General features: G+C 48.2%; 24 protein-coding genes, 1 tRNA gene, 1 riboswitch and 1 other annotated feature (1 of these 27 running past the window's edge). Of the genes, 3 read left to right on the top strand and 22 right to left on the bottom strand.

Translation table 11 applies throughout. The features are described 5' to 3' along the window. Positions 1 to 16: 16 nt before the first annotated feature. Together H9Q77_RS04915 and H9Q77_RS04910 are read left to right on the top strand one after the other, a co-directional pair. Positions 17 to 811 carry a Cof-type HAD-IIB family hydrolase gene (locus H9Q77_RS04915; RefSeq protein ID WP_118550605.1) on the top strand — a complete coding sequence of 265 codons (795 nt, stop codon included), beginning with the start codon at positions 17 to 19 and terminating at the stop codon, positions 809 to 811. A 46-nt stretch (positions 812 to 857) separates the two neighbouring features. After that, positions 858 to 975: riboswitch (TPP riboswitch) on the top strand. Between the two features lie 130 nt (positions 976 to 1,105). Continuing rightward, positions 1,106 to 1,816, top strand: coding sequence for an energy-coupled thiamine transporter ThiT (locus H9Q77_RS04910; protein WP_249326686.1), 711 nt, complete (start codon positions 1,106 to 1,108; stop codon positions 1,814 to 1,816). 101 nt (positions 1,817 to 1,917) lie between these two features. Here H9Q77_RS04910 and pgsA read toward each other — a convergent pair whose 3' ends face one another. The 7 genes from pgsA to H9Q77_RS04875 form a co-directional block, all read right to left on the bottom strand. Further along, entirely contained in the window at positions 1,918 to 2,472 is a 555-nt protein-coding gene (pgsA, locus tag H9Q77_RS04905; RefSeq protein WP_118545650.1) for a CDP-diacylglycerol--glycerol-3-phosphate 3-phosphatidyltransferase, read from the bottom strand. 1 nt (position 2,473) lies between these two features. Then, entirely contained in the window at positions 2,474 to 3,802 is a 1,329-nt protein-coding gene (gene rimO / locus H9Q77_RS04900) for a 30S ribosomal protein S12 methylthiotransferase RimO (protein WP_249326685.1), read from the bottom strand. A 5-nt stretch (positions 3,803 to 3,807) separates the two neighbouring features. Beyond that, positions 3,808 to 4,047 carry a DNA-directed RNA polymerase subunit omega gene (gene rpoZ, locus H9Q77_RS04895; RefSeq protein WP_022153806.1) on the bottom strand — a complete coding sequence of 80 codons (240 nt, stop codon included), beginning with the start codon at positions 4,045 to 4,047 and terminating at the stop codon, positions 3,808 to 3,810. 1 nt (position 4,048) lies between these two features. After that, positions 4,049 to 4,684 carry a guanylate kinase gene (gene gmk / locus H9Q77_RS04890; RefSeq protein WP_118550608.1) on the bottom strand — a complete coding sequence of 212 codons (636 nt, stop codon included), beginning with the start codon at positions 4,682 to 4,684 and terminating at the stop codon, positions 4,049 to 4,051. Beyond that, on the bottom strand, positions 4,674 to 4,955 hold the full coding sequence (locus tag H9Q77_RS04885; RefSeq protein ID WP_118550609.1) for a DUF370 domain-containing protein: 282 nt from the start codon (positions 4,953 to 4,955) through the stop codon (positions 4,674 to 4,676). The genes gmk and H9Q77_RS04885 overlap by 11 nt, the downstream gene beginning before the upstream one ends. 206 nt (positions 4,956 to 5,161) lie before the next feature. Then, a complete protein-coding gene (locus H9Q77_RS04880) occupies positions 5,162 to 6,040 on the bottom strand; it encodes a YicC/YloC family endoribonuclease (RefSeq protein ID WP_249326684.1) in 879 nt (292 codons plus the stop codon). Between the two features lie 97 nt (positions 6,041 to 6,137). Further along, positions 6,138 to 7,316, bottom strand: a complete 1,179-nt coding sequence (locus H9Q77_RS04875) for an ATP-binding protein (RefSeq protein WP_249326683.1) — start codon at positions 7,314 to 7,316, stop codon at positions 6,138 to 6,140. Between the two features lie 133 nt (positions 7,317 to 7,449). Between H9Q77_RS04875 and H9Q77_RS04870 the strand changes: the two genes are divergently transcribed. Beyond that, complete coding sequence (locus H9Q77_RS04870; RefSeq protein ID WP_118550612.1) at positions 7,450 to 7,782, top strand: cupin domain-containing protein; 333 nt, start codon at positions 7,450 to 7,452, stop codon at positions 7,780 to 7,782. Positions 7,783 to 7,785: 3 nt separating this feature from the next. On the opposite strand, the gene H9Q77_RS04865 is transcribed toward H9Q77_RS04870, so the two are convergent. The 15 genes from H9Q77_RS04865 to cysE form a co-directional block, all read right to left on the bottom strand. Continuing rightward, entirely contained in the window at positions 7,786 to 8,472 is a 687-nt protein-coding gene (locus tag H9Q77_RS04865; RefSeq protein WP_249326682.1) for an HAD family hydrolase, read from the bottom strand. Between the two features lie 55 nt (positions 8,473 to 8,527). Next, complete coding sequence (locus H9Q77_RS04860; protein ID WP_249326681.1) at positions 8,528 to 11,617, bottom strand: AAA family ATPase; 3,090 nt, start codon at positions 11,615 to 11,617, stop codon at positions 8,528 to 8,530. Positions 11,618 to 11,701: 84 nt separating this feature from the next. Beyond that, positions 11,702 to 12,259, bottom strand: coding sequence for a hypothetical protein (locus H9Q77_RS04855; protein ID WP_249326680.1), 558 nt, complete (start codon positions 12,257 to 12,259; stop codon positions 11,702 to 11,704). Between the two features lie 91 nt (positions 12,260 to 12,350). Further along, positions 12,351 to 13,583 (bottom strand): IS110 family RNA-guided transposase, encoded by a 1,233-nt coding sequence (locus H9Q77_RS04850; RefSeq protein ID WP_249326679.1) that lies wholly within the window; start codon positions 13,581 to 13,583, stop codon positions 12,351 to 12,353. A gap of 1,052 nt (positions 13,584 to 14,635) precedes the next feature. Further along, positions 14,636 to 15,019: an Imm1 family immunity protein gene (locus H9Q77_RS04845; protein ID WP_195441565.1), complete on the bottom strand. Its 384-nt coding sequence runs from the start codon at positions 15,017 to 15,019 to the stop codon at positions 14,636 to 14,638. Positions 15,020 to 15,032: 13 nt separating this feature from the next. Continuing rightward, the gene (locus tag H9Q77_RS04840; RefSeq protein ID WP_249326678.1) at positions 15,033 to 15,284 is read right to left on the bottom strand and encodes a DddA-like double-stranded DNA deaminase toxin; all 252 of its coding nucleotides are present in this window, start codon (positions 15,282 to 15,284) and stop codon (positions 15,033 to 15,035) included. Positions 15,285 to 15,364: 80 nt separating this feature from the next. Further along, positions 15,365 to 15,772 carry a hypothetical protein gene (locus H9Q77_RS04835; RefSeq protein ID WP_249326677.1) on the bottom strand — a complete coding sequence of 136 codons (408 nt, stop codon included), beginning with the start codon at positions 15,770 to 15,772 and terminating at the stop codon, positions 15,365 to 15,367. Positions 15,773 to 15,843: 71 nt separating this feature from the next. Further along, entirely contained in the window at positions 15,844 to 17,091 is a 1,248-nt protein-coding gene (locus H9Q77_RS04830; RefSeq protein WP_249326676.1) for a hypothetical protein, read from the bottom strand. 190 nt (positions 17,092 to 17,281) lie between these two features. Continuing rightward, a tRNA-Thr gene (locus H9Q77_RS04825) sits at positions 17,282 to 17,354 on the bottom strand. Between the two features lie 104 nt (positions 17,355 to 17,458). Then, positions 17,459 to 21,667, bottom strand: a complete 4,209-nt coding sequence (locus H9Q77_RS04820) for an efflux RND transporter permease subunit (protein WP_249326675.1) — start codon at positions 21,665 to 21,667, stop codon at positions 17,459 to 17,461. 81 nt (positions 21,668 to 21,748) lie between these two features. Beyond that, positions 21,749 to 22,390: an RNA polymerase sporulation sigma factor SigH gene (gene sigH / locus H9Q77_RS04815; RefSeq protein ID WP_148446179.1), complete on the bottom strand. Its 642-nt coding sequence runs from the start codon at positions 22,388 to 22,390 to the stop codon at positions 21,749 to 21,751. Between the two features lie 41 nt (positions 22,391 to 22,431). After that, a complete protein-coding gene (gene rlmB, locus H9Q77_RS04810) occupies positions 22,432 to 23,175 on the bottom strand; it encodes a 23S rRNA (guanosine(2251)-2'-O)-methyltransferase RlmB (RefSeq protein WP_249326674.1) in 744 nt (247 codons plus the stop codon). A 71-nt stretch (positions 23,176 to 23,246) separates the two neighbouring features. Beyond that, a complete protein-coding gene (locus H9Q77_RS04805) occupies positions 23,247 to 23,687 on the bottom strand; it encodes a Mini-ribonuclease 3 (protein WP_118545592.1) in 441 nt (146 codons plus the stop codon). Beyond that, complete coding sequence (gene cysS, locus H9Q77_RS04800; protein WP_118545646.1) at positions 23,672 to 25,081, bottom strand: cysteine--tRNA ligase; 1,410 nt, start codon at positions 25,079 to 25,081, stop codon at positions 23,672 to 23,674. Before cysS ends, H9Q77_RS04805 begins: the two co-directional genes overlap by 16 nt. Before the next feature lie 35 nt (positions 25,082 to 25,116). Beyond that, positions 25,117 to 25,833: a serine O-acetyltransferase gene (cysE, locus tag H9Q77_RS04795; RefSeq protein ID WP_118545590.1), complete on the bottom strand. Its 717-nt coding sequence runs from the start codon at positions 25,831 to 25,833 to the stop codon at positions 25,117 to 25,119. Between the two features lie 39 nt (positions 25,834 to 25,872). After that, positions 25,873 to 26,093 (bottom strand) — a binding site (T-box leader); it runs 11 nt beyond the window's last position.

Here is a 26,093-nt window from a genome sequence, read left to right as displayed (position 1 = left end):
ATTAACAGGAGGAGCTATGATCAAATTAATTGCAACCGACATTGACGGTACCCTTTTAAAAGACGGTACTCTGATGATCGATCCGGAATATATGACCGTAATTGAAAAACTGACTTCAAAAGGAATCATCTTCGTCGCCTGCTCCGGCCGGCAATTCATCAGTGAGCGAAAGCTTTTCGCTCCCGTTTGCGATAAGCTTCTCTATATCACGGACGGCGGCACAGTAGTCCGTACCCCTCACAAAATTTTAAAAGTCCACACTCTGCCCGAAGATGTCTGGCATGGAATGTGTGAAACGGTTCGCAATGAATTACCGGACTGTGATTATTTTATTGCCACTCCGGATTATTGTCTGGCAGAAGATGCCGGAAGCCGCATGTTCCGTTGGCTTACGGATTCTTACGGATATGATATCCGTGAAGTACCGGACCTGTTAAAAGCACCTGTGGACAACGTGATCAAATTCACAGTGTATCATCCTTCGGCATGTGAAGAAATGTGTGCCCCGCTTTTCACTCCCACCTGGCAGACCAAGGCTAAAATCGCTTCCTCCGGCAAAGAATGGATGGACTGTAACCCGTTAGGTGTGAACAAAGGAACCGCTATTCGGTTTTTACAGGAATATCTTGGCATTGCTCCGGATGAAACCTGCACTTTCGGAGACAATCTGAATGATATAGAAATGCTTGAGAGCGCCGGAACCAGCTATGCCGTATCCAACGCAAGAGAGGAAGTAATCGCTGCCGCAAAGAGAACCTGTGCGCCTTATTGGGAAAACGGCGTGCTGCAGATATTAAAAACTTTTCTGTAAGCTTGACACTGTCACAATAAAGCACTATAGTAAACAGGTAAATATTATATTCCGCTAGGGGAGCACATCGCTGAGACTGAAGTGTTGCAAGACTATGCCATCATTTCTAACCCTCACTACTTGAACCGGATAATACCGGCGTAAGGAAGCATAGATTTCATGCAGTTATTGTCTACATATACACTGTTGATAACAGTGTATGAGAACTGTACATTATAAGAGTGCCGTTCAAGACTGTAATTTTTGCATGGATACGATGTTGTCCCTCCTCGCGCATACGAAGGAGGATTTTTTATGTTGTACAATGTTGTTGTGAATGACTGGGGCGAGACTACTTATGTCCCCACTGCTCTGGGCAATGTCCTGTTAGTGGTTGTCCTGATCGCTCTGCTGGCCGTGGCTGTTGTATTTGCCCGTAAGCAGAGAAATAAGACCGGGGCTGACGACGTTGATCAGAAAATGGCTCACAGTAAGCTGACCGTAAAGCAGTTGGCATTCTGTGCCATGGCAATCGCTCTTGGAACCATACTGTCAAACATCAAGCTGTTCCATTTTCCTACCGGCGGTTCCATTACGCTTCTGTCCATGCTGGTGATCTGCCTGCCCGGTTACTGGTTCGGTCTGGGTGCAGGTATCGCCACCGGAGTAGCTTACGGTGTGTTACAGCTTCTCATTGATCCCTATGTATTGTATCCCATGCAGTTGATCGTTGATTACATTTTGGCTTTCGGTGCTTTGGGATTGTCCGGACTCTTCTCCAATGCGAAATTCGGACTGCTGAAGGGATATATCACCGCTGTGTTGGGCAGATATGTGTTCGCCGTGATCTCCGGATGGATCTTCTTCGGGGCGTATGCCTGGGAAGGCTGGGATCCCCTGCCCTATTCCCTCGCCTACAATGCGATCTATATCTTCGCTGAAGCGGCAGTAACATTACTGATCCTGTCCGTGAAACCGGTACAGAATCTGTTCTCAAAATTAAAACAGATGGCTTTAAATGATTAGGTAGATTGAAAGTTTACGAAAGCATAGCCGCGCATAGGCAAAATAAGAACCGTGATTGGGAGCTTGCTCACAAATCACGGTTTCTATTTTTGCCGACAATCTTATTTCGTGTTCTTCATGACATCTTTATTCTTCACGAGGTAATCGATCAAAGATACCACGGTGAGGATCAATGCGATCCACATAATGATATTGGTAAGGATCTGCAGCTGCGGGAAGTTGGCGATCATCAGGCAGATCATGACCATCTGGAAGGTGGTCTTGAACTTGCCCCAGTAACTTGCGGCAATGACTACGCCATTGTCGGAAGCGATCAGACGGAAGCCGCTGATGATAAACTCTCTGGCGATGATGATGATGACCACCCAGGAAGGGATACGGTTCATCTCGATCAGTGCGATCATGGCGGAACATACTAACAGCTTATCCGCCAGGGGATCCATGAACTTACCAAAGTCGGTGATCAGGTTATATTTTCTTGCAATCTTACCGTCGATCAGATCGGTGAGGCTGGCAATGATGAAGATAGCCAGTGCGATCATATCCGTCACAAAGGTGTTCTCGCCAAACCATCCGGCCTGACCTCCCAGTAACAGGATAATAAACGGTACGATCAGGATCACACGAAAAATAGTCAGCTTGTTGGGCAGATTCATTTTACTCATGATATATTTCTCCTATCAGATCATATTCATTGGAACCGGTGACCAGAACCTTGACAAAATCTCCGGTCATCAGATTCGCTGAAGTATTTACGAACAGATAGCCGTCCACATTAGGGGCATCTCTGTAGGTTCTTGCAACATAAGTCTCTTCGTCCGCAACCTTGCCCTCGATCATTACGGTCAGGATGTGTCCTACCATATCCTCCGCCTTGTCAAAGGCAATTGCCTGCTGTAATTCCATCAGTTCATCTCTCCGGAATTCCTTGACTTCCTGCGGCACCTGGTCCTCCATGGTGGCAGCGGGAGTATCTTCCTCCTGAGAATACGGGAATACACCCAGACGGTCGAATTCCATCTCGTTGACAAAACGATACAGCTCCTCGAAATCCTCCTGGGTCTCTCCGGGAAATCCGCTGATCAGTGTGGTACGTAAGCAGATATCGGGGATTTTCTCCCGAAGTTTCCCAATGATGGCACGAAGCTCTGCCTGGTCAGTGCGTCTACCCATTCGTTTCAACACATTGTCGGAAGCATGCTGGATGGGAATATCCAGATAGTTACATACCTTGGGTTCTGTTGCAATAGCATCGATCAGTTCATCCGTGATCTCCTCCGGATAACAGTATAAAATACGGATCCAGTAGATACCGGGAATCTGCGCCAGCTCATGTAAAAGTCCGGGCAACTCCTTTTTCCCATACAGATCCACACCGTACAGCGTGGTCTCCTGTGCTACCAGGATCAGCTCCCGTACGCCTTTATCCGCAAGTTCTCTGGCTTCTTTTAACAGACTCTCCTTGGGAACGCTGCGGTAATTGCCCCTGACCTTCGGAATAATACAGTAGGTACAGTGTTTGTCACAGCCTTCTGCAATTTTCAGATACGCAAAATGTCCGCCTGTAGTGACAACACGGTTGGTCTCTGTCACAGGGGCGGCATTAATGTCTTCATAATGGTTCTGTTTCTGTCCTGCCAGGATCTCCTCCAGGGCAGCTACGATCTCATCAATAGCAGTGGTTCCGATAATGGCGTCCACCTGCGGGATCTCCTTCTGGATCTCCTCGCGGTAGCGCTGGGCGAGACACCCGGCAGCGATCAGTGCCTTGACCTGTCCGCTGTCCTTCAGTTCTCCCATCTGTAATAATGTATTGATACTTTCTTCCTTGGCATCACCGATAAAGCAGCAGGTGTTTACCACTACAACATCTGCCTCTGCTTCATCATCCGTGAAGGCATAACCCTTTTCCTGGAGCATGCCAAGCATCTTCTCGGAATCGACAAGATTCTTGTCACAGCCCAGGGATACAAACAATATCTTCATGCGTCTTATGCTTCCTCATCATCACCAAGGATCTTGATCTTACCCTGATTCAGCTCTTCTACTGCGATAGACAGGGGCTTATCCACCTTGGCTGTTACCAGAGGCTCGTCACCTGCGATGATCTGTCTTGCTCTCTTGGCAGTTGCCATAACGATAGAATAACGGCTGTTGACTACGGGTGCTTCGCCGGGCTCTACCTCGCTGTTTACTACTTTCATTAAGTCGGTATAAGAGGGATGTAACATTTTATTTTGCTCCTTTCGCGAAACCTTTCAGTTCCTCTCTGATCTCTGTGATAAATTCTACACGACGGGACGGTACATTTTTCGCTGCTTCCACATACTTCTGTACCGCTGCAGCACACTCATCCAGATCGTCGTTCACTACTATATAATCATAGGCATCCATGCCTTCTGATTCTTCATAAGCCCGTGCCAGTCTCTGTGCGATCACATCGGCTGTCTCGGTTCCTCTGCCCACCAGTCTCTTCTGCAGCTCTTCTGCACTGGGAGGGGTAACAAAGAGTAACAGGCTCTCCGGGAACTGTTCCTTGATCTTCATGGCTCCCTGAATCTCGATCTCTAAGATCACATCCTTACCTGCCTGCATCTGCTCTTCCACATATGCTTTCGGCGTTCCGTAATAATTGCCGCAATACTGAGCATACTCGATAAATCCGTTTTTTGCAATATTTTCTTCAAATTGTTCTCTGGTGCGGAAGAAATATTCTCTTCCGTCCTGTTCTCCTTCACGCGGTCCTCTGGTAGTCATGGAGATAGACAATGCATAATTGTCATATTCCGATAACAGCTTTTTCACCAGTGTTCCTTTGCCGGCTCCGGAGAATCCGGAGATCACCATCAATATTCCCTTATTCTGCATCTTCTTCACTGTCCTCTTTTTCATCTTCCGGCCACAACGCCTGTGCTCTTCCCGCAATCGTCTCGGGTAAAAGTGCAGACAGCACGATCTGGCTGTTCTCCATGACCAGTACAGATTTCGTCCTGCGGCCCTGTGTGGCATCGATTGCCAGTCCCGTCTCTTTTGCCTTCTGCACCAGGCGTTTGATAGGTGCGGATTCCGGACTTACTATAGCAATGATCTTATCTGTATTCACAATATTTCCAAATCCCACATGGATCAGTCGGTTCATCTGCTCACCTGCACCCATTTTCCTCTATTCAGTCTCCCCCATTCGCAAAACCGCACGATACATCGTGCTTCTCGCTGCTTCGCAGCTTGTTTTGCTCATTGTGGTCGGTGACTCTATTCGAGTCACCGGAAATTGATCTAAACTGCTTCCTGCATGCGAGCATGCCAAAGCAGCTCAGATCAATTTCGTCGACTGAATAATCACTCTTATTCAATATTCTGTATCTGCTCTCTGACTTTTTCGATCTCGGTCTTTAACTCAATAGCACAGTTGGAGATCTCCAGGTCATTAGACTTAGACAGAATCGTATTGGCTTCGCGGTTCATCTCCTGCGCCAGAAAGTCTAATTTCCTTCCGATGCTGCCACCGGCTACCAGTGTATTCTTCGTGGTCTCAATGTGGCTGCGCAGTCTCACCAGTTCTTCATCCACGCACACCTTATCCGCAAAGATCGTCACTTCCGTGAGAAGTCTTCCTTCGTCCACCGTGGTATCACAAAGCAGTTCCTTCACCCGCTCTTCCAGTCTCTGACGGTACTCCGCGATGATCTGGGGAGAACGCTCTGTAATGAAATCTACCAGCTTCAGCATGCCGTCCAGTTTCGCGATCAGATCATCCCTAAGATGTTCCCCTTCGGTGATCCGGGTCTGTACGAACATCTCGCAGGCACCCTTTAAGGCTCTCTGCAGTTCCTTCCACAGCTCTTCCTCGTCGATATCCTGCTCTTCCATCACGAAGACATCCGGATACTTCGACAGGGTGGACACCCTGATATCACAATCCAGATCAAAATCGCTGGCCATCCGCTTCAGGTATCCCAGATACTCCGCTGCCAGTTCCTTGTTATAACGGACGCTGGACGTGTTCTCGGAAAAATCTTCATAAGTAATGAACAGATCCACTTTACCTCTGGAAATGTAGTTCTTCAGTTCACTGCGGATCGCAGACTCGAAGAAATTCAGCTTCTTCGGCATTTTGATGTTCACATCAAGGTAGCGATGATTCACAGACTTCATCTCTACGGTAAACTTTCTGTTATTCTCGGCAGTCTCACATCTGCCAAATCCCGTCATACTCTTGATCATAACTTCTCCTGTTGTAAGGGCGCGTAAAGCCTTCCACAATTTACGGTTTACGTTCTATTATAGAATAAAAAAGCTCCTTCCGTCAAGTGCAGGTGCCCTATTTCCACTCGTCATAATGCTCCAGAAAATGATGTTTCACACCGTCCTCTTTATAGGCGATGATCGTGCGTAGGTTGACATTCTCCACGCTCTTGAAAATGTTCCCTTCGATAAAGGGATTGGTCTGCTTCAGGGAAGCGATCAAGTTCTTGATCTCCATACGTTTGGAGGGACTGCTGCCATCGGTACGGCAGGTGGTACAGGTATCGGTAAAGCGGCATGCACACTGGATAAAATGCAGATCGTTGTAATCTCTCCAGTGCTTGATGTCGTCCTCGCGGATCAGATACATGGGGCGGATCAGCTCCATGCCCTCGAAATTCGTGCTGTGCAGCTTCGGCATCATGGTCTGCACCTGTCCGCCGTACAGCATCCCCATGAGGATCGTCTCGATAACATCATCGTAATGGTGTCCCAGGGCGATCTTATTGCACCCCAGCTCCTTTGCATGGCTATACAGATAGCCTCTGCGCATTCGGGCGCACAGATAGCAGGGGGAATCCTCGATATCATACACCGCATCAAATATCTGGGATTCAAAAATCGTGATGGGAATATCCATCAGCTTCGCATTGTTCTCGATGATCTTGCGGTTCGCCTCACTGTAACCGGGATCCATCACCAAAAATACCAGTTCAAAGGGGAACTTGTTGTGACGCTTCAGCTCCTGGAACAGCTTTGCCATCAGCATGGAATCCTTACCACCGGAGATACATACGGCGATCTTGTCGTTCTCCTGGATCATGTCGTACTCATTGATAGCTTTGGCAAATCGGGAAAACAGGACTTTATGGAATTTTTTGCGGATGCTTTTTTCAATCTCCCGTGCCCGCTCGTTTTCTTTTTCTCCGGACTGTTCCTTCTGCATCAGGTTCAGAAGCCACCCGGTATAGCCGCCCTGTAAGCTGTAGACGTCCATTCCCTGTTCCCGGAAATATTCTGCGGACACTTTACTGTTCTGTCCACGGCTGCAATACAGGATCACTTTTTTATCCCCTGCTGCCGCAGCCAGCTTGTCCACCAGTTCACATTCAGGGATTGCAATGGCTCCGGGAATCATTCCATAGTTTACTGCTTCATCCCCTCTGGTATCCACCAGAATGTATCGTTCAAGGTCCCGGGACTGTAGTTCTTCCCATGTGATCTCAATGGGCTGTATTGTCTCTTTTTCTTCCATTTTTATATTCCTTTACTCTGCCCGAACAGGCAGTCTATTGTTTTTCCTCTCTCAGTCTGCTACACTGTTAATAAAAATATGGTAACTGAACCGTTACATTACAGTTACATTGCATCCATAGAAAGGCACACAAATGATTCCTTATACTACTTTAGATTCCATTATAGCGCAAATGCCCGAGCGCACCGGGCACACTCTGTTAGATGAAGATCAGGGGTGTGTAAAAGGTTGTCGTATGGGCGTATCCCTCTATCGCAGCACAGAATATCACATGCCGCAAAAGCATGACGATCAGGAAGGCTTCTTCGTATTGGACGGAAAAGGATATGCTCTCATCGGTGACGAAGAAATCCCTCTGCTGCCCGGTACCGCCTTTATGGTACCTGCTCACACGGATCATGTGATCAGACGGGATCCCTCCTGTGACTGCTGTAAGGTTCTGTGGTTCCATGCCGCAGTAGAATGATCCTCAGTCTCCACATACCGCCAGAAGCTCCGGCAGCTGTGCCTGAAGCTCTGTCAGGCTGTCACACTTTTTATCTACCATCGCAAGAATCTCTTCTGTGGGCGGCAGCTGATCCGGCACCATCACCGTATATAAGCCTGCCGCATAGGCGGATCGGATACCGTTGAAGGAATCCTCCACCGCCAGTGCCTGTCCGGGTGCAACCCCAAGCTCCTCGCAGGCCTTCAGATAAATATCCGGTGCAGGCTTGCCATGCTCCACCATGTCGCCGCAGATAATTTTCTGAAAATAAGATGTGATACCCGCTCTGTCCAGATGCTCCATCACTGCCGCTTTTCGCGTGGAAGAAGCCAGTGCTACGGGAATACCCTGCTTTTTTAAATACTTCAGGATCTCATGTACGCCGGGTTTTTCCGGAAGGCCTTCCCGTTCTTCCTTTTCCTGAAATCTCCGGCTGCAATCCTCATGCAATTCTTCAAAAGACACATCGATGCCCTGCTCTGCTTTCGCTGCCTCGAACACTTCCTTCGTGCCCTGCAGTGTCCTTCCGATACAGGCTTTGGAGATCTCATCCACATTTTTAAGCCCCGTAGGCTCTGCCGCTTCTCTCCAGCACTCCATATACATCCTCTCGGTATCAAAGAGGACACCGTCCATATCAAATATCACTGCGGTTATTGTTGTCTTCATAATTCTCCTCACATCCAGAGCACCATCAGATTGTTACCCATACCGATGATCCCCATCATTTTGCGCGTAAATAGTAATCGATGATATCTGTCTCTTCCATGGAAATATAAGTTCCGTACATGGCTATGTTGCAGCACAATACCCTGCTTCCCGCAGGGAAGATCATCTCATATCCTTTAGACGAAGCCAGCCCCGGATATCTGTCATCCGCTCTTCCGTAGGAAAAATAAGCAGCGGAATTACCTATCTTCAAAGGTTTCGGTGCCCCAATCCCTCCGGCGATCAGAGCCTCGTCCTTTTTCCATTCAAAAAAGCTCCAGTTCTTTTTCTCTCCGAGTTGCCTTGGTTCTCTGCTTCGTTCCGTCAGCAGAATCTTACCCTGTGTATTTAAAAATGTCAATGCTCCCGTCTTTTTATCCACACGGATCTGGGCATATCCCGCTGTAATTTCCACCAGGGAAGGATTCTCCCGCACCGTGCATCTGAGGTCTCCTGCTGCCGTCACCGCCGCTTTCGGGAATTCACGACACTGCCCTTTGGCAAAACAAATCCGGAACAGATCCACCGCAAGGGGTGTGATCCGCAAGGTTCCGTAACTACTCAAAAGATCCACATAGCCCTTGCCCTTCATGACCATGCGCACAGCGCAGTCGATCCTGGAATGTCCGGCGGACATCAGTGTTTTGGCATCCGGCATATCGCCGTACTCGCCGTTATTTTCTACCATCCGCGGCTCCTGTCTGCCGGTTGCTCTGCCAGCATTGCCGTTTTCTGCCCCGTATACTTTCGCAGGTGACGGCTGTCCCGTCCGCCTCGATTCAGGCCCCCCTGACTTTCCTGCTTTCTTCGGTGTAACGCCGTCTGTTGTCCCCTGACTGTTTCTTGTCACGATGATCTTCTTTGGGCCGTAACGCTCTCTGGCCACACGTTCCTTTTCCGCTTCCTGTGCCCTCTGTCTGTAGATCTCTTCTTTTGTCTTCTCCGGCTCTGCCTGTTTTACCACCGTTTTCACCGGCTTCTTCTGGGCATCTGCGGCAAGGCGCATTCTCTGCTTCTGCTCTGGGGATACCGGATCTGCGATCAGTCCGGTGAGTTTCCCCCGGTACAGCACCGTCAGTTCATGCAGAGCTCGGGTAGCTGCCACGTACAGTTGCTTCACATACCCGTCTTCCACCGGGTAATCTTCCTCCGAAGCGTTGAAGATCAGTACTGCATCGAATTCCAGACCTTTGGTGTATTTTAACGGAAGCACCATGACGCCCTCGCCGATCTCCCATTTCCCCGCACCTCCGGTATTCAGGTCCACGCTGCCCTGTAAGGCTGCTGTTACTTTTTCCGCCTCCGCTTCGTCAATGCAGACTACGGCAATGGTATCCAGCCCCTTGCTCTGCCATGCTTTGATGATCTGCTCCGCCTGTGTCACCTGCTCTGTAAAATCCACACATTTTTTCACCGTGACCGGTTCCCCATGACGTATGATGGGCTCCACCGGATAGACCGGAAAGCTTCCGTGATACAGAATGTCCGTGGCAAACTCCGAGATTTCCACCGTGTTACGGTAGCTTTTCTGCAAAATGCCGAAATAATCAAACTCTCCAGGCAGCATCAATTTCCGCAGTTCCGTCCAGTCGTTGAGACCGTAGCGGTCGGAAATATTCTGGGCCACATCTCCCATGATCGTATAGGTACATTTGCTCAGACAATATTTTAAAGACGCATAGGCCATCATGCCGAAATCCTGGGCTTCATCAATCACCACATGCCCCGCCTCCCGGATCACCGTGTCCTCCTTGAGGCGCTTGTAGAGGTAGGCCATGGCCGCCAGATCATAGACATCGTAGCCACCTTCCGGCACCTCGACCGTGAAATCTTTCTCCTGCTCTTCCTTCAGGAACTGTTCGTAGAGTTCCGCCACAGAGCCCTTCCATTCCCTTTTTCCGAAATAGGTCTCATAATAATGCTTGAGCTTCTGCTTTTCCGACTGGGTATAGGAATAATATTTTCCGCTCAGCTCATTTTCCAGCCGTGCCATCAGATAATCCGTCAGTCTGCTGATTTTGTCCGCCCGGGACAGATCCTTTGTCTCTTTCAATAAGCGTGCAATGGTGGCCCGGTCCAGCAGCACTTTGCCAGTCTTTTCGATCACCACGTCCTCTCTGGGTATCGCGCGGTATTCGTAACGCAGGCAGAAATTCTCCAGCTCCTTAAACCAGACAAGAGTTCCCTTCACCGCCGGGGTCACACCTTTTACCACCGGCTTGATCTGCCAGGACTTGTCCCAGTCCTCGTACAAAAGCCTTACGAACAACTGCTCCATGGTCATCTGGGAGACCCCGTAAACATTCAGTTCCGGTAGCACTCCCGTTATATAGTTTAAGAGCACCTGATTACTTCCCACAATATAAAAATCTTCCGGTGCAAACTCCTGCTCGTAGTTGTACAGGATGTAGGAAATACGGTGCATGGCCACTGTGGTCTTGCCGGAGCCCGCCGCTCCCTGTACGATCATGTTGTGCTGGGGCTTTTTGCGGATGACTTCGTTCTGCTCCTGCTGGATTGTGGCAATGATCTCGCCCAGCACCGCCTTTTTGTTCCGCGCCAGATATTTTGTCAGCAGTTCATCGTTGGCCACCACATCCGAATCGTAGAAGTCCTTCAGCTCATCATTTTCGATCTCATAAGTGCGCTTCCGCGACAGGGTGATGTCGTATTTTCCCTCCCCCTTTACGGAATAAGAGACATCCCCCAGAGCGGCATCGTAATATACGCTGGCAATGGGTGCTCTCCAGTCGATGACCTCCGGTTCTGCCGGGTTATCCGCAATGACACTTCTGCCGATATAGTAGACCTCGTCTTTTTTCAGTTTTTTGTCCCGGAAATCGATTCTGCCAAAGTAGGGCTTTTTCCTCGCCTGTTCCGCCCGGCGCAGATCCTGATTCACGAACTTGAAGCGGGCATCCGCATTGTGCCACAGGGTCTGGGCTTCCTTGTCGTTCTCGTCGAATTCCTCCTGCATGGCATGCAGTTCTTCCGCCAGAGCCTGTACACTCTGCCTGTTGGCATCCACCTTGCGCTGTGCGATCTCTAACGTATGCTGTAATCTTTTTTCCTCATCCTGCCTCGTAATGCCGGGTAAACTGCTCATATTCTCTCCTGTTCAAAACCATAAAAAAGAAAAAGCAAAGGAAGCCTGTCGAAGACTTCCTTTGTATGTATTCTAAATCACATTTTACCAGTCAGAGCCCCAGTCATCGTATCCTGAGTCCCAACTGTCATTGGAATCCCATCCGGAATCCCAGCTGTCATCATCCCAGCTATCGTTATTATCATCGCTGTACTCATAAGGAGTGTAATAGGACGAATCCTCAAAATCCTCATATTCCGCATCGCTGTCATAGCTGTAGGAATCATAGTAACTCTCGTAATCGCTTTCCATCCAGGATTCATCCGGTGCATAGCGCCAGGAATCATTCTCCCATTCGTACCAGTTCCCATGATAATAGTAATAGTTCTGATCCTCATAGGTGTAATAGCCGTTATCCGGTCTGTTGTCAATCTGCCAGATAGAATAGGCGCCTGTAAAAATCGCCACCAGAGACAATGCTGCCATGATCAGGCAGAAAATTGTCAGAACCGTTTTTTCTATCTTTTTGCTCCGGGCTCTTTTCTTATTATAGGCGGTGTAATCTTTGGTTGGGCGGCTGGCAGGTGCCGCAGCTTTCGGCTGCTGGTGTGCTTTCTGCACTACCACTCTTGACATAAACTCTTTACCCTTATAATAATCCAAGCCGATGCCACTCTTCCGGAAAATGCGTACACTTCCCAAAGCTGACTATCACATCTGCTTAAAATTCTACTACATATTTGCCATTATTTCACTACTTTTCGCCAGCATTTTCCACTACTGGCATACGGTACTCCGTACCGTTCTTTAACATCCCATAAATAACACTGATTAACCGTCTGGAAATGCAAATCAGTGCCTGTTGGCTGGTTTTTCCTTCTGCTTTACGTTTCTCATAGTATGCTCGTACTACAGGATTTCTCGGTGTACCCTTAGAAGATATCTGCACCATCTGAATCGCAAGGAAATAAATGGTTGCCTGCAATCGTCTGTTACCTTGCTTGGTGGCTAAATCTTTCCCCTTTCCGCTGGATGATAAATGAAGCGGTGCAATTCCGGCAAACTGTGCCAGTTTATTGGCATTACTAAAGCGTTTGATATCACCGATTTCAGCAAGAATCTTCACTGCTGTGATAACATTTACACCGGGAATGGTTGTAAGCGTGCAGCCAAGCATCTTATACATCTGTTCCAGCATCTTGTCTACCTCTGCCAGTTGGCTGTCATAGTGCTGTAAATCACTGACTATGCTAAGAGTCACCATATCCCTTGCATCTTGATAAGCATTGTTTTTCACCTTATCACTGGCTACTGCATCCAAGATTTTCTCACAGTTTTTGGTCGAACATCTATTGTGGCTGACGGGAACAAGTTCCTTACGTAAATCTTCCACAGACTTACCCCTAAGATACTTTCTGGATGGATAATGCTCCCAGAAGTACAGTGCAGTAGGTCTACTGATGTCATTAAAAAATGACTTGTAAGACGGATATGCAATACACAGCTGCTCGTGCAACTGATTAACCAGTCTGGTTCGCTGTTTCATGATGTTATCCCTGCGATGCACCAACTGACCAAGTGACCAGTATGCATCATTAGGACAAGCATCCGGAAGCTTATCAAGCATGTTTAATGTTGCAAGTGCAATGGCTTCCGCATCATCACTGTCACTTTTGCGATACATGGCACCCCGGTGCTTTGCCTGTCGATGTGAGATAGCGGTATTTACATCCTTTACAAAATACCCCTTATCAATCAGCCACACCGCTAAAGGTCTGCCGTAACCATAAGCATTCTCCAGACCATAGACTACTTCTTTTGCATCAGTATTACATTTTTTAACCTTTGTTACCAGCTTAGGAAAATCGGCTGGTCTGTTTGGAAAAGTAATCTCTCCAAGCTTTTGATTGTAGCAGTCAATCATAACTGCTGTGTGGGTTTCTTTGTGTAAATCGATACCCACATAAATAAAATTTTCTTTAACCATAAAATCAACTCCAATCTCAATGTTTGGCAAAATAGTGGCAATCTCAACTGTTAAGCATCTTTCTCGGAATTACGCATCTTTTCAGCAACCAAGTGTGCAAGAGTGGTATAGCCTATCCACTTCTGGTCAGGCACAAAATATTCCGCAAAGGAACACCGCTGACTTTCATGGAGATGGATACATCCTGTAGAACACAGGACACGAAGCAGAAGAAATCTCCTTCGTGGTGTGTGATGTTAACTCTGAAAAAGAACAGTTGCAAGTCAAAATTTTTCTTTTTGAAAAATCGGAGGAAACTTTGGCGATGTGAAGACAGAATTGGCTTTATGCCATAGACCAAAATCAGAGAAAAAACCGTAAATATGCACAAATTCAATTTTTAGACAGACAAAACAACTTTCTCTTACCCCTGTGAGAGCCTGTGTTGCCCCTGTGTGCGATTTTAAGAGCGAAGTCGAGGAGTTACCCATGATAGACTTTTTAGGGCTTGTTGGGGAAATGTGAAAGAAGATACTTTTAGAAAATATAAGAAAAATATTAGGGTCGAAATGTGTGCAGGTTAAAGGCTTTATGCCGCCAGAGGACGGCTTAAGCCAAAAAACACCCACCGGCAGAGCCGGTGGGAGAAATGTGGTATGGCATAACTTTCTCTGCTGTTCAAGAATTTGTTATGATTTGGGACAATTTTATCGGGATTGCCATTTGAGAGAAAAATCGAGAATGTTCCATGGCGTTTTTCGCCAATAGAACATTCTCGATTCTGTGTTTACGTCTAGGCATTATGGCGGTATCTCATCCCCCTTATACCCCCTGGTGAGTGCCATTGTAACATGGAAGTTTTCGGTTCGTTAAGGAAAATATGTTACAAAATTGTTACATATGATTTTAGATACCCTTATGTGCACCGGATGGCAATTTTTTCCCTAAGGTCTTTAACTAATGTCTCTGTATAAATCGCCTTTGGCGAGAGCCATTTCAATTAATTTAAAGACCATGGTTAATTTTTTAGGTGGTGGGCGTCCTTATGTGGAGACATAATTAAATTTATCTTTCTATAATTCTTCCCATTCAATACATTTTGGTAATTGTAGTGTTTCAAAAAATTCCTCAACTGCAGACACTGCATCTTCAATTTTTACAATTGAATAATTTGCAACTTCTATTTCTTCACTATCAGTATTTGTGTAAAATATACTAATACCATCTGCATCCAAAACAGGATTAGCATTAACTGAAGAATACCCTGGGTCATCTTCTTCTCGAAAATAGCTTAAACATGCATATTTTTCCTTCACAGACATTATCATATACGGAAATTGTTCATGCGTTGATATAATAAACTCATTAACACCTTTTTCTGTCCTCTCGCTTAAAACTTCTCTCAATTCTTCAAGACTATCACATTCCTTTTGTCCCATAAAATGTTCTACTAACATATTTATTCTCCTTTCAGTTTCCTTTATATCTTGGACTTATCTTCGGGTCATTACTTGTTCCCGTATACGTTTTAACATAATCTATAGCCCTACTATTATTTGCAACGGCGTTCTCAGGAGGAACTACAGTTAAAGTTGCTCCTTCTGGCAAGAAAGTTGCTGTCATAGTGTTACAATAACCACAAGTACCATTTGTATTATTGTGATATACTGTTGCATTGGATATATTATTTTCTCTCATATATAATGCTGACTTCTGTTCCACATGACCATTATTACGATAATTAGTATACCGTGGGTCTCCATTACCTGATGTAAATCCTATTTGTGTTCCATCATCTAAAACTAATACTCCATGTGTAGTTGTTCCATCATATTCTGGTAAACTAATAGTCTTTCTACCACTCTTTCCTTCATCTTCTGGTAAAGTTCGTTGACCGCATAGGCTTCATCGGTTCCCTTGTAACGTACTGCCCGGGTACCGTCCTCTTTATTCTTATAGACTACGAAGGTGCCATCGGTCTCATCCTTGTAAATACCGAAGGCTTTCGCGCCCTTGTAATCCTCTCCGATAAAGGTCCGCATGTCCTCCAGCGGAAGGTTCATCTCCTTTGCCCAGGCTTTCAGTTCCTCGATTGTCTGTGGTACACCGTTGGCATGGCGGTTGTAATTGTTGTTGACACCGCCACAGTTCGGGCAGACCTGATCAAAATCGTTGATCCAGCTGCCGCACCAGTCGCATTTTATCTTCACGTTCCCCTCCTGAAAATACACGTTGCAATAGTTTCTGTTTTATTGTACCACGTTCTGCACCTGCTGCCAACCTAGGAAATTGCCAAAAGAATGCGGCTCTCCCTGAGGGTCTTGCTCTGGTCGTAATCATACTCTATGGTCTGGATACTGACATCCGGAAAACGGGCATGCAGCCGCTGCAAAATTCCCCGCTCGCAGACATGGCTGACCAGACATCCGAAGGGATGCAGGATCAGCACACTGCCACAGCCTTTTTCCACATATTGTATCACCTCTGCGGCAATCAGCCAGCCGTCTCCGGTATTGCAGCCCTCCGCCAGAATCCCCTGCACTTTCTCCTTCAGTTCCGGGAACGGCAGATCCGTCTGGAACCGGTCTGTCTCCCCGATCACCGTAAGCAGATGTTTTTGTGCCTCACACAACCGGTGGAGCACAAAGGCACAGGCTTTCGCCATGATGGGATTGTGCTGGTACTTTTCTGCCTTATACCGCTCTGTATCCACCAAATACAGACAGTAGTTGACGAAACCACCACTGTAAGGCTCCATTCCCTGCCGGAGCAGAAAACTTTCGATATCGTCATTTCCCAGTTTCGAATATTTCATATAGATCTCACCGGTGATGCCAACTCTCTTTTTCTTCCCGGGTTTCACCGGTACCTTCGAAAATACTTCGCAGGCATACCGGTAATTCTTCTCTCTGGTGTGCCGTCCGTTCCTGTGTCTCCGAATGCTCTCGCACAGTTTCTTTTCCACCTGACTGCGGATGCGGTCCGTCTCTCCCGGATTCTGTTCGTAGGGCTTCACCTGCTGGTACAGGCACATGATCAGATCGCCATAGCATCCGGCAGCTATCCCACCGGACAACAGTGACGGAGTAATGCGAAAGCCTGTATGTTTTTCTTCTCCCATGAGGTTCAGGGAGATTACGGGAATCTGGGCATACTCCTGCTGTCCCTGCTCTACCATGCGGTACAGCACTCTCTGGAGCAGATTGTAGATATTTCCGGCCCTGCAGGCACCGCCCGCCTGGGGCTCCATGAAGGTGATCTCCTCCGGATCACGTTCCCCGCTTTCCAGATATTCCAGGAACTGTGCAAGGATCAATACCGTCGGATAGCAATAGTCGCTACTGATATAGCGAAGTGCCAGAGTGCGATCCTTCACCGGGTTCTTTAAAGTCTCGAAGGAATACCCCTCCGCCCGGAATGCCGCCTCCAAAAATACATTCGTGTACTCCAGCATCTCGCACAGCAGGATCGTACGGGTCTTCTTGTCATGACGTGTGAAATTTTTACATACTCTGTGCAGTTCCTCCATACGTTTTCCTCATCTGACCGGGTTGGTTTGTGTCCGAACATAAATTTACTATTTTATATTGTAAGCTGAATCGTTGGCCCGTGCAAGTGTACATCTGGTTTATTCTGGTTGTCTACCATCGTCTGTAAACTTTCAGGCACACAAAAAAGTGGAAACCTTGTATTTTCAAGGTTTCCACACTTTTCAAAAGAGCTGCTGACGGGAATCGGACCCGTGACCTCCGCACTACCAATGCGACGCTCTACCGACTGAGCCACAGCAGCATCACGTGACTGCTAACGCAATCACCGTGATTTATTGTAACAAAGCAATCTATATTTGTCAACACAAATTTTTTCTTTTTTTGCTTTTTTTGCTACACTTATAACTATTTAGGATTTTTCTCGTCTTTCTGTGTCGCTTCCTGCTGCTCCAGTTCCTTCTGCTCCTTCCGCTTCAGGTAATCCGCCGCATCATCCGGTACGTCATCCAGGTTCTCACTGCCGATATCCACCTGCAGAGGCTTTCTCTTGAAGAGGATGTCATACATGACAGGGATGATGAACAGTGTCATCAGGGTTGCGTAAGCAAGTCCTCCCGCCACTACGATCGCCATGCCCTTGGACATCTGGCTGGAGAGGTCATCTCCGAACAGGAGGCTTACCATTGCCAGGATCGTGGTAAGTGCTGTCATCAGGATCGGGCGCATTCTGGTCTTACCGGTAGCGATCAGTGCCTCTCTGCGTTCCAGTCCTCCCATACGGAGCTGGTTCGCATAATCCACGAACACAATACCGTTGTTGACAACCGTACCCAGCAGCACCACGAAGCCCATCATACCCATAACAGATAACGGCTCGTTCATAAGCAGCAATCCTATCAGACCACCCGTGAACGCAAGAGGTACCGTGAACAATACAATAAACGGACTGAGCAGGCTCTGGAACTGTGCCACCATGACCAGGTAGATCAGGGCAAGACCTAAGAGCAATACCTTACTCATCTGTATCACCATCTGATTGACTGTATCGGATTCTCCGGCAGTGTCAATAGTATAACCGTCCGGCAATTCATACGCATCGATCAATGGCTGCAATTCTCTGGACAGAAGGGTGGCATTGCTTCCCTCCGCCACAGTGGCTGTCACCGTCATGTAGCGGCTCTGATTCTCACGGTTGATGCTCTGCACACCATCCTCCAGCTTTAGTGTGGCGAACTCAGACAGCGGATGATCCTCTGTGACAGTATTGCCATTATCATCCGTAGTCTGAATCTCAAAATTATAGTCCAGGAGATTCTCACGGGTCAGCGGTTCTCTTCCATCCTTTACGACGATCTTCATATCCTCGCCGTCTATGGTCACAGTAGCGGCATCGGTACTCTCCGTCATCTTTCCGTTCAGCTCTGAAAAAATCTGGGCAACCGTCAGCCCTTTGCGCATGGCGGCATCTTTATCCAGCACCAGACGGATGACCTGATCCGGCTCTTCCTGCCCGTTGGAAATATTTTCATAGCCCGGGATCGTAGCAGCCAGATCGCAGATGTCCTGCGTGATCTTCGTCAGGGTATCCAGATCATCGCCATATACCTTAACAGATAATCCTGAACCCATCATCGTGCTCATCTCAGACATTCCCGTTGATATCGTCAGTTCACAGTCAATATCCGCTGTGCGTTCTTCAATCTCCCTGCAGATTCTGTTTACTTCTTCTTTTCCGGCATTCTCATTTTCTGTCAGCACCAAAAATGTAAACTGATCGTAGGTGCTGTCTGACATACCGGAAGAAGAAGCCACCAAGGTGGTATCTCCACCTGCCATGGCACCTACATCTCCGATGCCATCTATGGTCGTCATGGCATCCAGCACCTGGTCAGCCCTCTTGTAGCATTCTTCCTTATCCGTATCCTCCGGCATCTGCACAGATATCTCAATCTGGTTAGATGTCATATCCGGGATCATGACGATACCCATCCGCATGACCGCCCAGATACTGTATACCAGCAGACCGATGGCAATAACAAGGGGCACGACCTTCACTTTCAGACAGAAGGCCAGCATTTTCCCATAGATGTCCTGCACCTTGTCAAAGAACGGATGCTTCTTCTCTTTGGAATTACGAAGCAGGGTCGAACCTGCTGCCGGCACTACGGTCATAGCGATCAGCAGCGATGCTGCCAGGGTAAATATGATCGTAAGACTGATGGGCATCATCAGTTCACGGACAGTTCCTGCGGTAAATACCATCGGCAGGAATACGCAGACTGTTGTCAGAGTGGAAGCAATAATCGCACCTGCCACCTGTCTCGTACCCTGTACCGCTGCTCTCGCCGCGCCGACTCCCTTAGACCGCAGACGATAGATATTCTCGATCACGACGATGGAGTTATCCACCAGCATACCGATTCCGAGTGCCAGACCCGATAACGACATCATGTTCAGTGAAATACCTGTAAAATACATTAATATCAATGCCGTCAGAACAGACAAGGGAATGCTGACAGCTACAACAATGGTGGGTTTAACATCCTTTAAGAACAGCGCCAGGATCAGGATCGCCAGTGCCGCACCTACGATCATGCTCTGCAATACGCCATTAATGATCATAGTTATGTAATCGCCCTGATCCATCAGTGTCAGTACCGACAGTCCGGGATACTGCTCTTCCAGCTCTGAAATTGCAGCAGCGATGTTTTTACTCACCTCATTCGTTCCCGCTGTGGAGCTCTTGAACACAGACAGTACCACTGCACTCTGACCATTCAGTCTGGCATAGCTGTCATCGGCGTTATCGATCACCGTGATGTCTGCCACATCGCACAGCCGTACATCTCCGATATCTTCGATATTGGTAAGTACGATATTGGACAATTCGTCCACACTTTTATAATTGCTTCCGATCTTAAGCAGCCAGGAATTGTCCTCCGCATCATCCAGATATCCTGCCGGCATGGCAAAATTCTGTGCATAGATGAGCTGTGACAGTGTCTGCATATTCACCAGCTGGTCTGCATTGGCATTACGAAGAGCCTCCGCCTTCTGTACCTCAAAATTTTCCAGAGAGGTATAATACTGATCCCAGCCGTCTGCCAGCTGTTTTTTCGCATCCGCAATGGAATCCCAGCCCTCTGTGATCTGATCCTGGGCAGAATCCAGGCTCTCCTTATTGCTGTCAAGGGTTGTCTGGGCGGAATTCAGCGCACTCTGTCCGGAAGAGATCTGTGCAGAAGCTGCACCAAAGCCTGCTGCCGCCTCGATTTTCGCTTTTTCAATATCCGTATAGGAAACACCGCTCTTCTTCAGTTCCGCTTCTGCTGCAGATACCGCTGCCTGTACACCGGCTTTCTCGACCTGAAGGCTGTTCAGGGAAGATACATAGTCGTCGTAGCCATCCAACATATCCTTTTGTGACTGATAACCGTCCGCCGTCTTTTTCAAGGTAGCATCCCACTGTTCCTGGGTCAGCGCATCCCAGGCTGCTTCATCCGCAATCCCCAGGCTCTTTATATCAATATCAAGTCCGGCCAGCGTTCCCGCAGCTGTTGCATAGTCCATACTTTTCAGTCCGCTGGCAGCAGGAGACTGTAAAAAGCTGATCAGGCTTCCCAGCCCACTGGACATGATCTCTCTGTCATTCTTCGTCGATGCCATTCCATCAATCGCAGTGATCGTTGCCTTCAGTGATTCTTCCTGCGCCTGTAACGTCAGCAGGTCTGTCTGCAGTGCATTCAGCTGATCTAGTGCCTGGCTGGCGGTTGCCAGCTTATTCTCGGTATCCTTCTTCTGATCCTCCAGGGAATCCTTGGCATCTTCCAATTTTTCCTTCTGCTCGTCCAGTTCCTTCTGCGCATCGTCTAACTTCGTCCTGCCGTCGTCGATATCCTTCTGTCCGTCGACCAGCTCCTGCGTGCTGTCTGCCAGCTTCTGCTCCGATTCCAGCAGCTGCTTCTTCGCATCATTCAGCTGATCCACCGCATCCGCAAAGGCGTCATTGGTCTTCGCCAGGATTTTTTCGTTCAATGCATCGATCTTGTCCTGATTCAGATCCACAGAGATTGAATTCTCTACGATTCCGATGTCAGAGATACTGGTCACACCCTCCTGCCGTTCCAGATAGGGAATCAGCGTGTCCTCGACAAACCGCGAAGTCTCCTGAATATCCTTACCCTCATAGGATGCCGCCAGATATACAGAAGCCATCATATCCATGCTGATCTCCATGATATTCGGAGAACCGCATTCCTCCGGCAATGCAGATTTCACACTGTCCAGGGCACTCGATACCTTTACCATGGCGGAATCCATATCCGTTCCGTCTGCGAATTCCAGTTCTACGATCCCGTAGTTTTCATAGGACATACTGTATACATTCTTTACACCGGAAATGGAGCCCAATGCGCTTTCCACAGGTTCGCTCACACTGGACTCCACTTTCTCCGGACTCGCTCCCGGATAAGTCGTGATCACCAGTAAATACGGCAGACTCATCTTAGGCAGAAGATCCGTTGTCATTCCCGATAAACTTACAAATCCCAGAATAATAATGGCAACTACCATCACCAGAATTGTAAACGGTTTTTTTACACTAAATTTTTCCATATATTTCCGCGCCTTTCCCACGTAAGCATCTGTATAGTAGTATGTTACCACTAACGGATTGCGAAAATCCATTAAATAAATCTAAAATTTCGATTCTTTGCTTAAAAAGCTGCGGATTTTCTGCTTTGCACGGGTCAACGCATTTTCTGTTGCTTTTTCACTCCTCCTGAGCACCTTCGCAATCTGTGTGTAGCTCATTCCCGTAATATAGAGATCCAGCACCTGACGCTCCAGCTCACTCAGCTCCGTAGCGATCCTTTTCTCCAGATAGGCCACTCTCTCCTTATCCAGGAAAAGTTCCTCCGGATTCCTGCCGGTCTTATCCGTCAGAAGCTCCGCCAGCGTCTGTGTCTCCGGATCCCTGTCCTCTTCCGTTCTTCCATGGCTGTCCAGGGAGACATAGGTATTCAACGGTGTGTGCTTCAGCCGCTGTGATGCCTGCACCGCCGTATACATCTGTCTGCTGATACACAGATCAGCAAACGTGTAAAAGCTGGCGTCTCTGCCACAGTCGTAATCCCGCACTGCCTTGAACAGCCCGATCATCCCCTCCTGGATCAGATCCTCGCTGTCTCCGCCCAGGATATACATGGATTTTGCCTTGCTGCGCACCAGATTTTTATACTTATCACAGATGTAGTCCATCACCTGCCTGTCGCCTTCCCGCAGTTGGTCGATGAGCTCCTCATCTGTCATATCTTCATATTTGAAACGCTCTGTCATTCTTTCCCCTTTGATATCCTGTTTCCGGATACAGCGATCTGTTATGCCTTCAGTCTCTGACGTACGATCTCGTAAGCCAGTACGCCTGCTGCTACGGAAGCATTGAGGGAATCGATATCCCCCTTCATGGGAATCGATGCCACCATGTCGCATTTTTCCTTCACCAGACGGCCTACGCCCTCGCCCTCGTTGCCGATGACCAGACCGATGGAGCCCTTCAGATCCAGATCGTACATGGTAGTACCGCCCATATCCGCGCACACGAACCACAGACCTTCCTTTTTCAGGTCTTCGATGGTCTTCGCCAGATTCGTCACCTTTGCCACCGGCGTATAATTCAGTGCTCCGGCGGAGGTTCTTGCTACCGTAGCGGTCAGTCCCGCTGCACGATTCTTCGGAATGATGACGCCATGGGCACCTGCCAGATTGGCAGTACGGATGATAGCTCCCAGATTATGGGGATCTTCAATATTATCCAACAGGAAAATAAAGGGCGGTTCACCCTTTTTCTTCGCTGCTTCCAGAATGTCATCCACCTCCGCGTACTCATAAGCCGCCGCATAAGCGATGACGCCCTGATGTTTTCCGGTCTCAGATAACTGATCCAGACGCTCCTTGGTCACATACTTTACTAACGTGTCATGTTTTTTTGCTTCTCTTTTAATGGTCATCATCGGACCGTCCTGACAGCCATCCAAAATGAACAGCTTGTCAATGGGTTTGCCCGAACGATACGCCTCGATCACGGCATTTCTGCCCTCTATGGTAAATTCCTGATATCCCATGCTTGTCCTTTCTTATTACGTATTACTTTCTCATTATGCATTACTTTTCTGTCACATGCGTTACATTACACTCAGATCTCCAGACCTGCCAGGCGGATACCGTCCTTGATCAGCTCAAGCATCCGGTCTGTCTGTCCCGTCAGGTACAGATACCCCATCAGTGCTTCAAATCCGGTAGCTCTGCGATAGTCTGCCACAGAAGCGTTTTTCGCGGTGGTGTAGGATTTGGCATTGCGTCCTCTGCGGTACACCGCTTCCTCGTCCTCTGTCAGCTCCGGAAGCAGTGCCTCGATCATGGCAGACTGCGCCGGTGCTTTTACATAGCGTGTTGTCTTTTTATGCAGGTCATTGGCGGAGCGGTTGGCACGTTCCACCACAATACTTCGGATCACCAGTTCATAGATCCCGTCTCCGATGTAGGCTAATGTCAGCGGAGAATATGCCCGGACATCCTGCCCTTCACAGTCGAAGGTCTGCTTGATCTTAGTAAGAAGGGTTATGCTCTCTTCCATTTTACACCCTCTCTGGTATCTTCCAGTACAATGCCCTTAGCTAACAGTTCATCTCGGATCTCGTCGGCTCTTGCGAAGTTCTTCGCCTTTCTGGCTGCCTGACGCTCCTCGATCAGTGCCTCTATGTCGCTGTCTAACATCTCTGCTTTTTTGTCCACGATCAGTCCGCAGATATCGGACAGGGTCACAATCTCCTGCTTTAATGCTTCCAGGAATGCCTTGCTGCTCTCAGCCTTGGCATTGGAATTCACGAATTTTACCAGTTCAAAAATAGCTGCCAGTGCATCTGCGGTGTTGAAATCATCATCCATAGCTTCGTCGAACTTGGTCTCAAAGCCCTGTGCCTCGGTGAGTAAGTTCTTCTCTTCCCCGGTCATTTCGGTATCTGCTGCCTTGTCCAGTAAGAACTTCAGATTGTCCACGCTGGTGACGATTCTCTCATAGCCGTTCTTCGCAGCTTCCATCAGATCGGCACTGAAATTCAGCGGGCTTCTGTAATGAGCGGACAGCATGAAGAAACGAAGTACCTGCAGATCATATTTTTCGGAAATCTCACGAACAGTAAAGAAGTTGCCCAGAGACTTGGACATCTTGCGGTTGTCAATGTTCAGGAAGGCATTGTGCATCCAGTATCTTGCAAAAGGCTTGTCATTGGCTGCCTCGGACTGTGCGATCTCATTTTCATGATGAGGGAAGATCAGATCCTCTCCGCCGGCATGAATATCGATCTCTTCGCCGAGATAACGCTTACTCATGACGGAGCACTCGATATGCCAGCCGGGACGTCCCTGGCACCAGCAGGAATCCCAGTAAGGCTCGCCTTCTTTTTTCGGCTTCCACAGTACGAAATCTAAGGGATCTTCCTTCTGGTCCTCACCGGAGACTAACAGAGAACGGTTACCGCCCTGTAAGTCGTCCAGATTCTTATGAGACAGCTTGCCGTAGTCCTTGAAGCTTCTGGTACGGAAATATACAGTGCCATCTGCCGCCGGATACGCATGTCCCTTATCGATCAGCGTCTGGATCATGTCTAACATGCCTCCGATCTCCTCGGTAGCCTTAGGGTTCTTGGTAGCGGGCTTGATATTCATGCCCTCCATGTCCTTTTTGCACTCTGCAATGTAACGCTCAGAGATCACGCTGGGCTCGACGCCCTCTTCGTTGGCTTTTTTGATGATCTTATCGTCCACATCCGTGAAGTTGGATACATAGTTCACTTCATATCCCTTGTATTCCATGTAACGGCGCACGGTATCGAATACGATCATAGGGCGGGCATTTCCGATATGGATCAGGTTGTATACGGTAGGTCCGCAGACATACATTTTTACCTTGCCGGGCTCTAAGGGCTTGAATTCTTCTTTTCTCTTGCTTAAGGTGTTGTAGATTTGAATGCTCATAATTTATCCTTTCTGATTCTGGTTCTGTTCTAATTCTGATCTTCTTTTTTCATCTGTGCTCCCGCTGCGGTGCTCATTACCACCAGCCTGCGCAGCTGCTTTAATTCATCTTCCATTTCCAGTACCCGGTTGGTCAGTTCGGAATTCTCACGCTGCAATACTGTGATGTCTTCCCGTACCGGGTCGGGGAGATCCGTCTGGTTCATGGTCTCCTGGGGGAGACTTGCGTTGTTGCGCTTCACCACGCGTCCCGGCACACCTACCACCGTAGATCCGGGCGGCACTTCGCTTAAGACTACGCTTCCGGCACCGATCTTCGAATTATCTCCGATGGTGAAGGATCCCAGAACTTTCGCTCCCGCACTGATCATGACGTTGTTGCCGATGGTGGGGTGACGTTTGCCGTGCTCCTTACCGGTTCCTCCCAGCGTCACTCCCTGATACAGAGTCACGTTATCACCGATAATAGTCGTCTCACCAATGATGACACCGTTCCCGTGATCGATGAAAAATCCCCGGCCGATCTGTGCACCGGGATGGATCTCGATGCCGGTCTTGCGCACCCCCCTCTGGGAGATATACCGCGCCCAGAAATAATGTCCGCTCAGGTACAGCTTATGCGCCAGTCTGTAATGGATCATGACCTTGAAACTGGGATACAAAAGAACCTCCATGGAGGAATGGATCGCAGGATCACGTTCCTTGATAATACGGACTTCTTCTTTTAAATTTTTGATGATGCCCATGTTCTCACCTCGAAAAAAATACCGCGAACAAACTCTTCTCTTAGAGACGAATTTATCCGCGGTTCCACTCTACTTAAGGGACAATGCCCTTCACTCTGGCGTAAAACGCCGTGCACATAACGGGTGCTTACCGGATCCGGATACTTATATCTGTTCCCCGGATCAGCTCACAGGCGCACTTCCTTTTCCTCAGACGAAAGCCGCTCCCAGCTTCTAACAGCTTCTCTCTGGCGTCCCACCGAAAAGTACTTTTCCTGCTC

Origin of the sequence: Simiaoa sunii, from assembly GCF_014337175.1 — a bacterium.
In the GTDB taxonomy this organism is placed as follows: Bacteria; Bacillota; Clostridia; order Lachnospirales; family Lachnospiraceae; genus Acetatifactor; species Acetatifactor intestinalis.
This window is presented reverse-complemented; position numbering and strand designations above follow the sequence as displayed.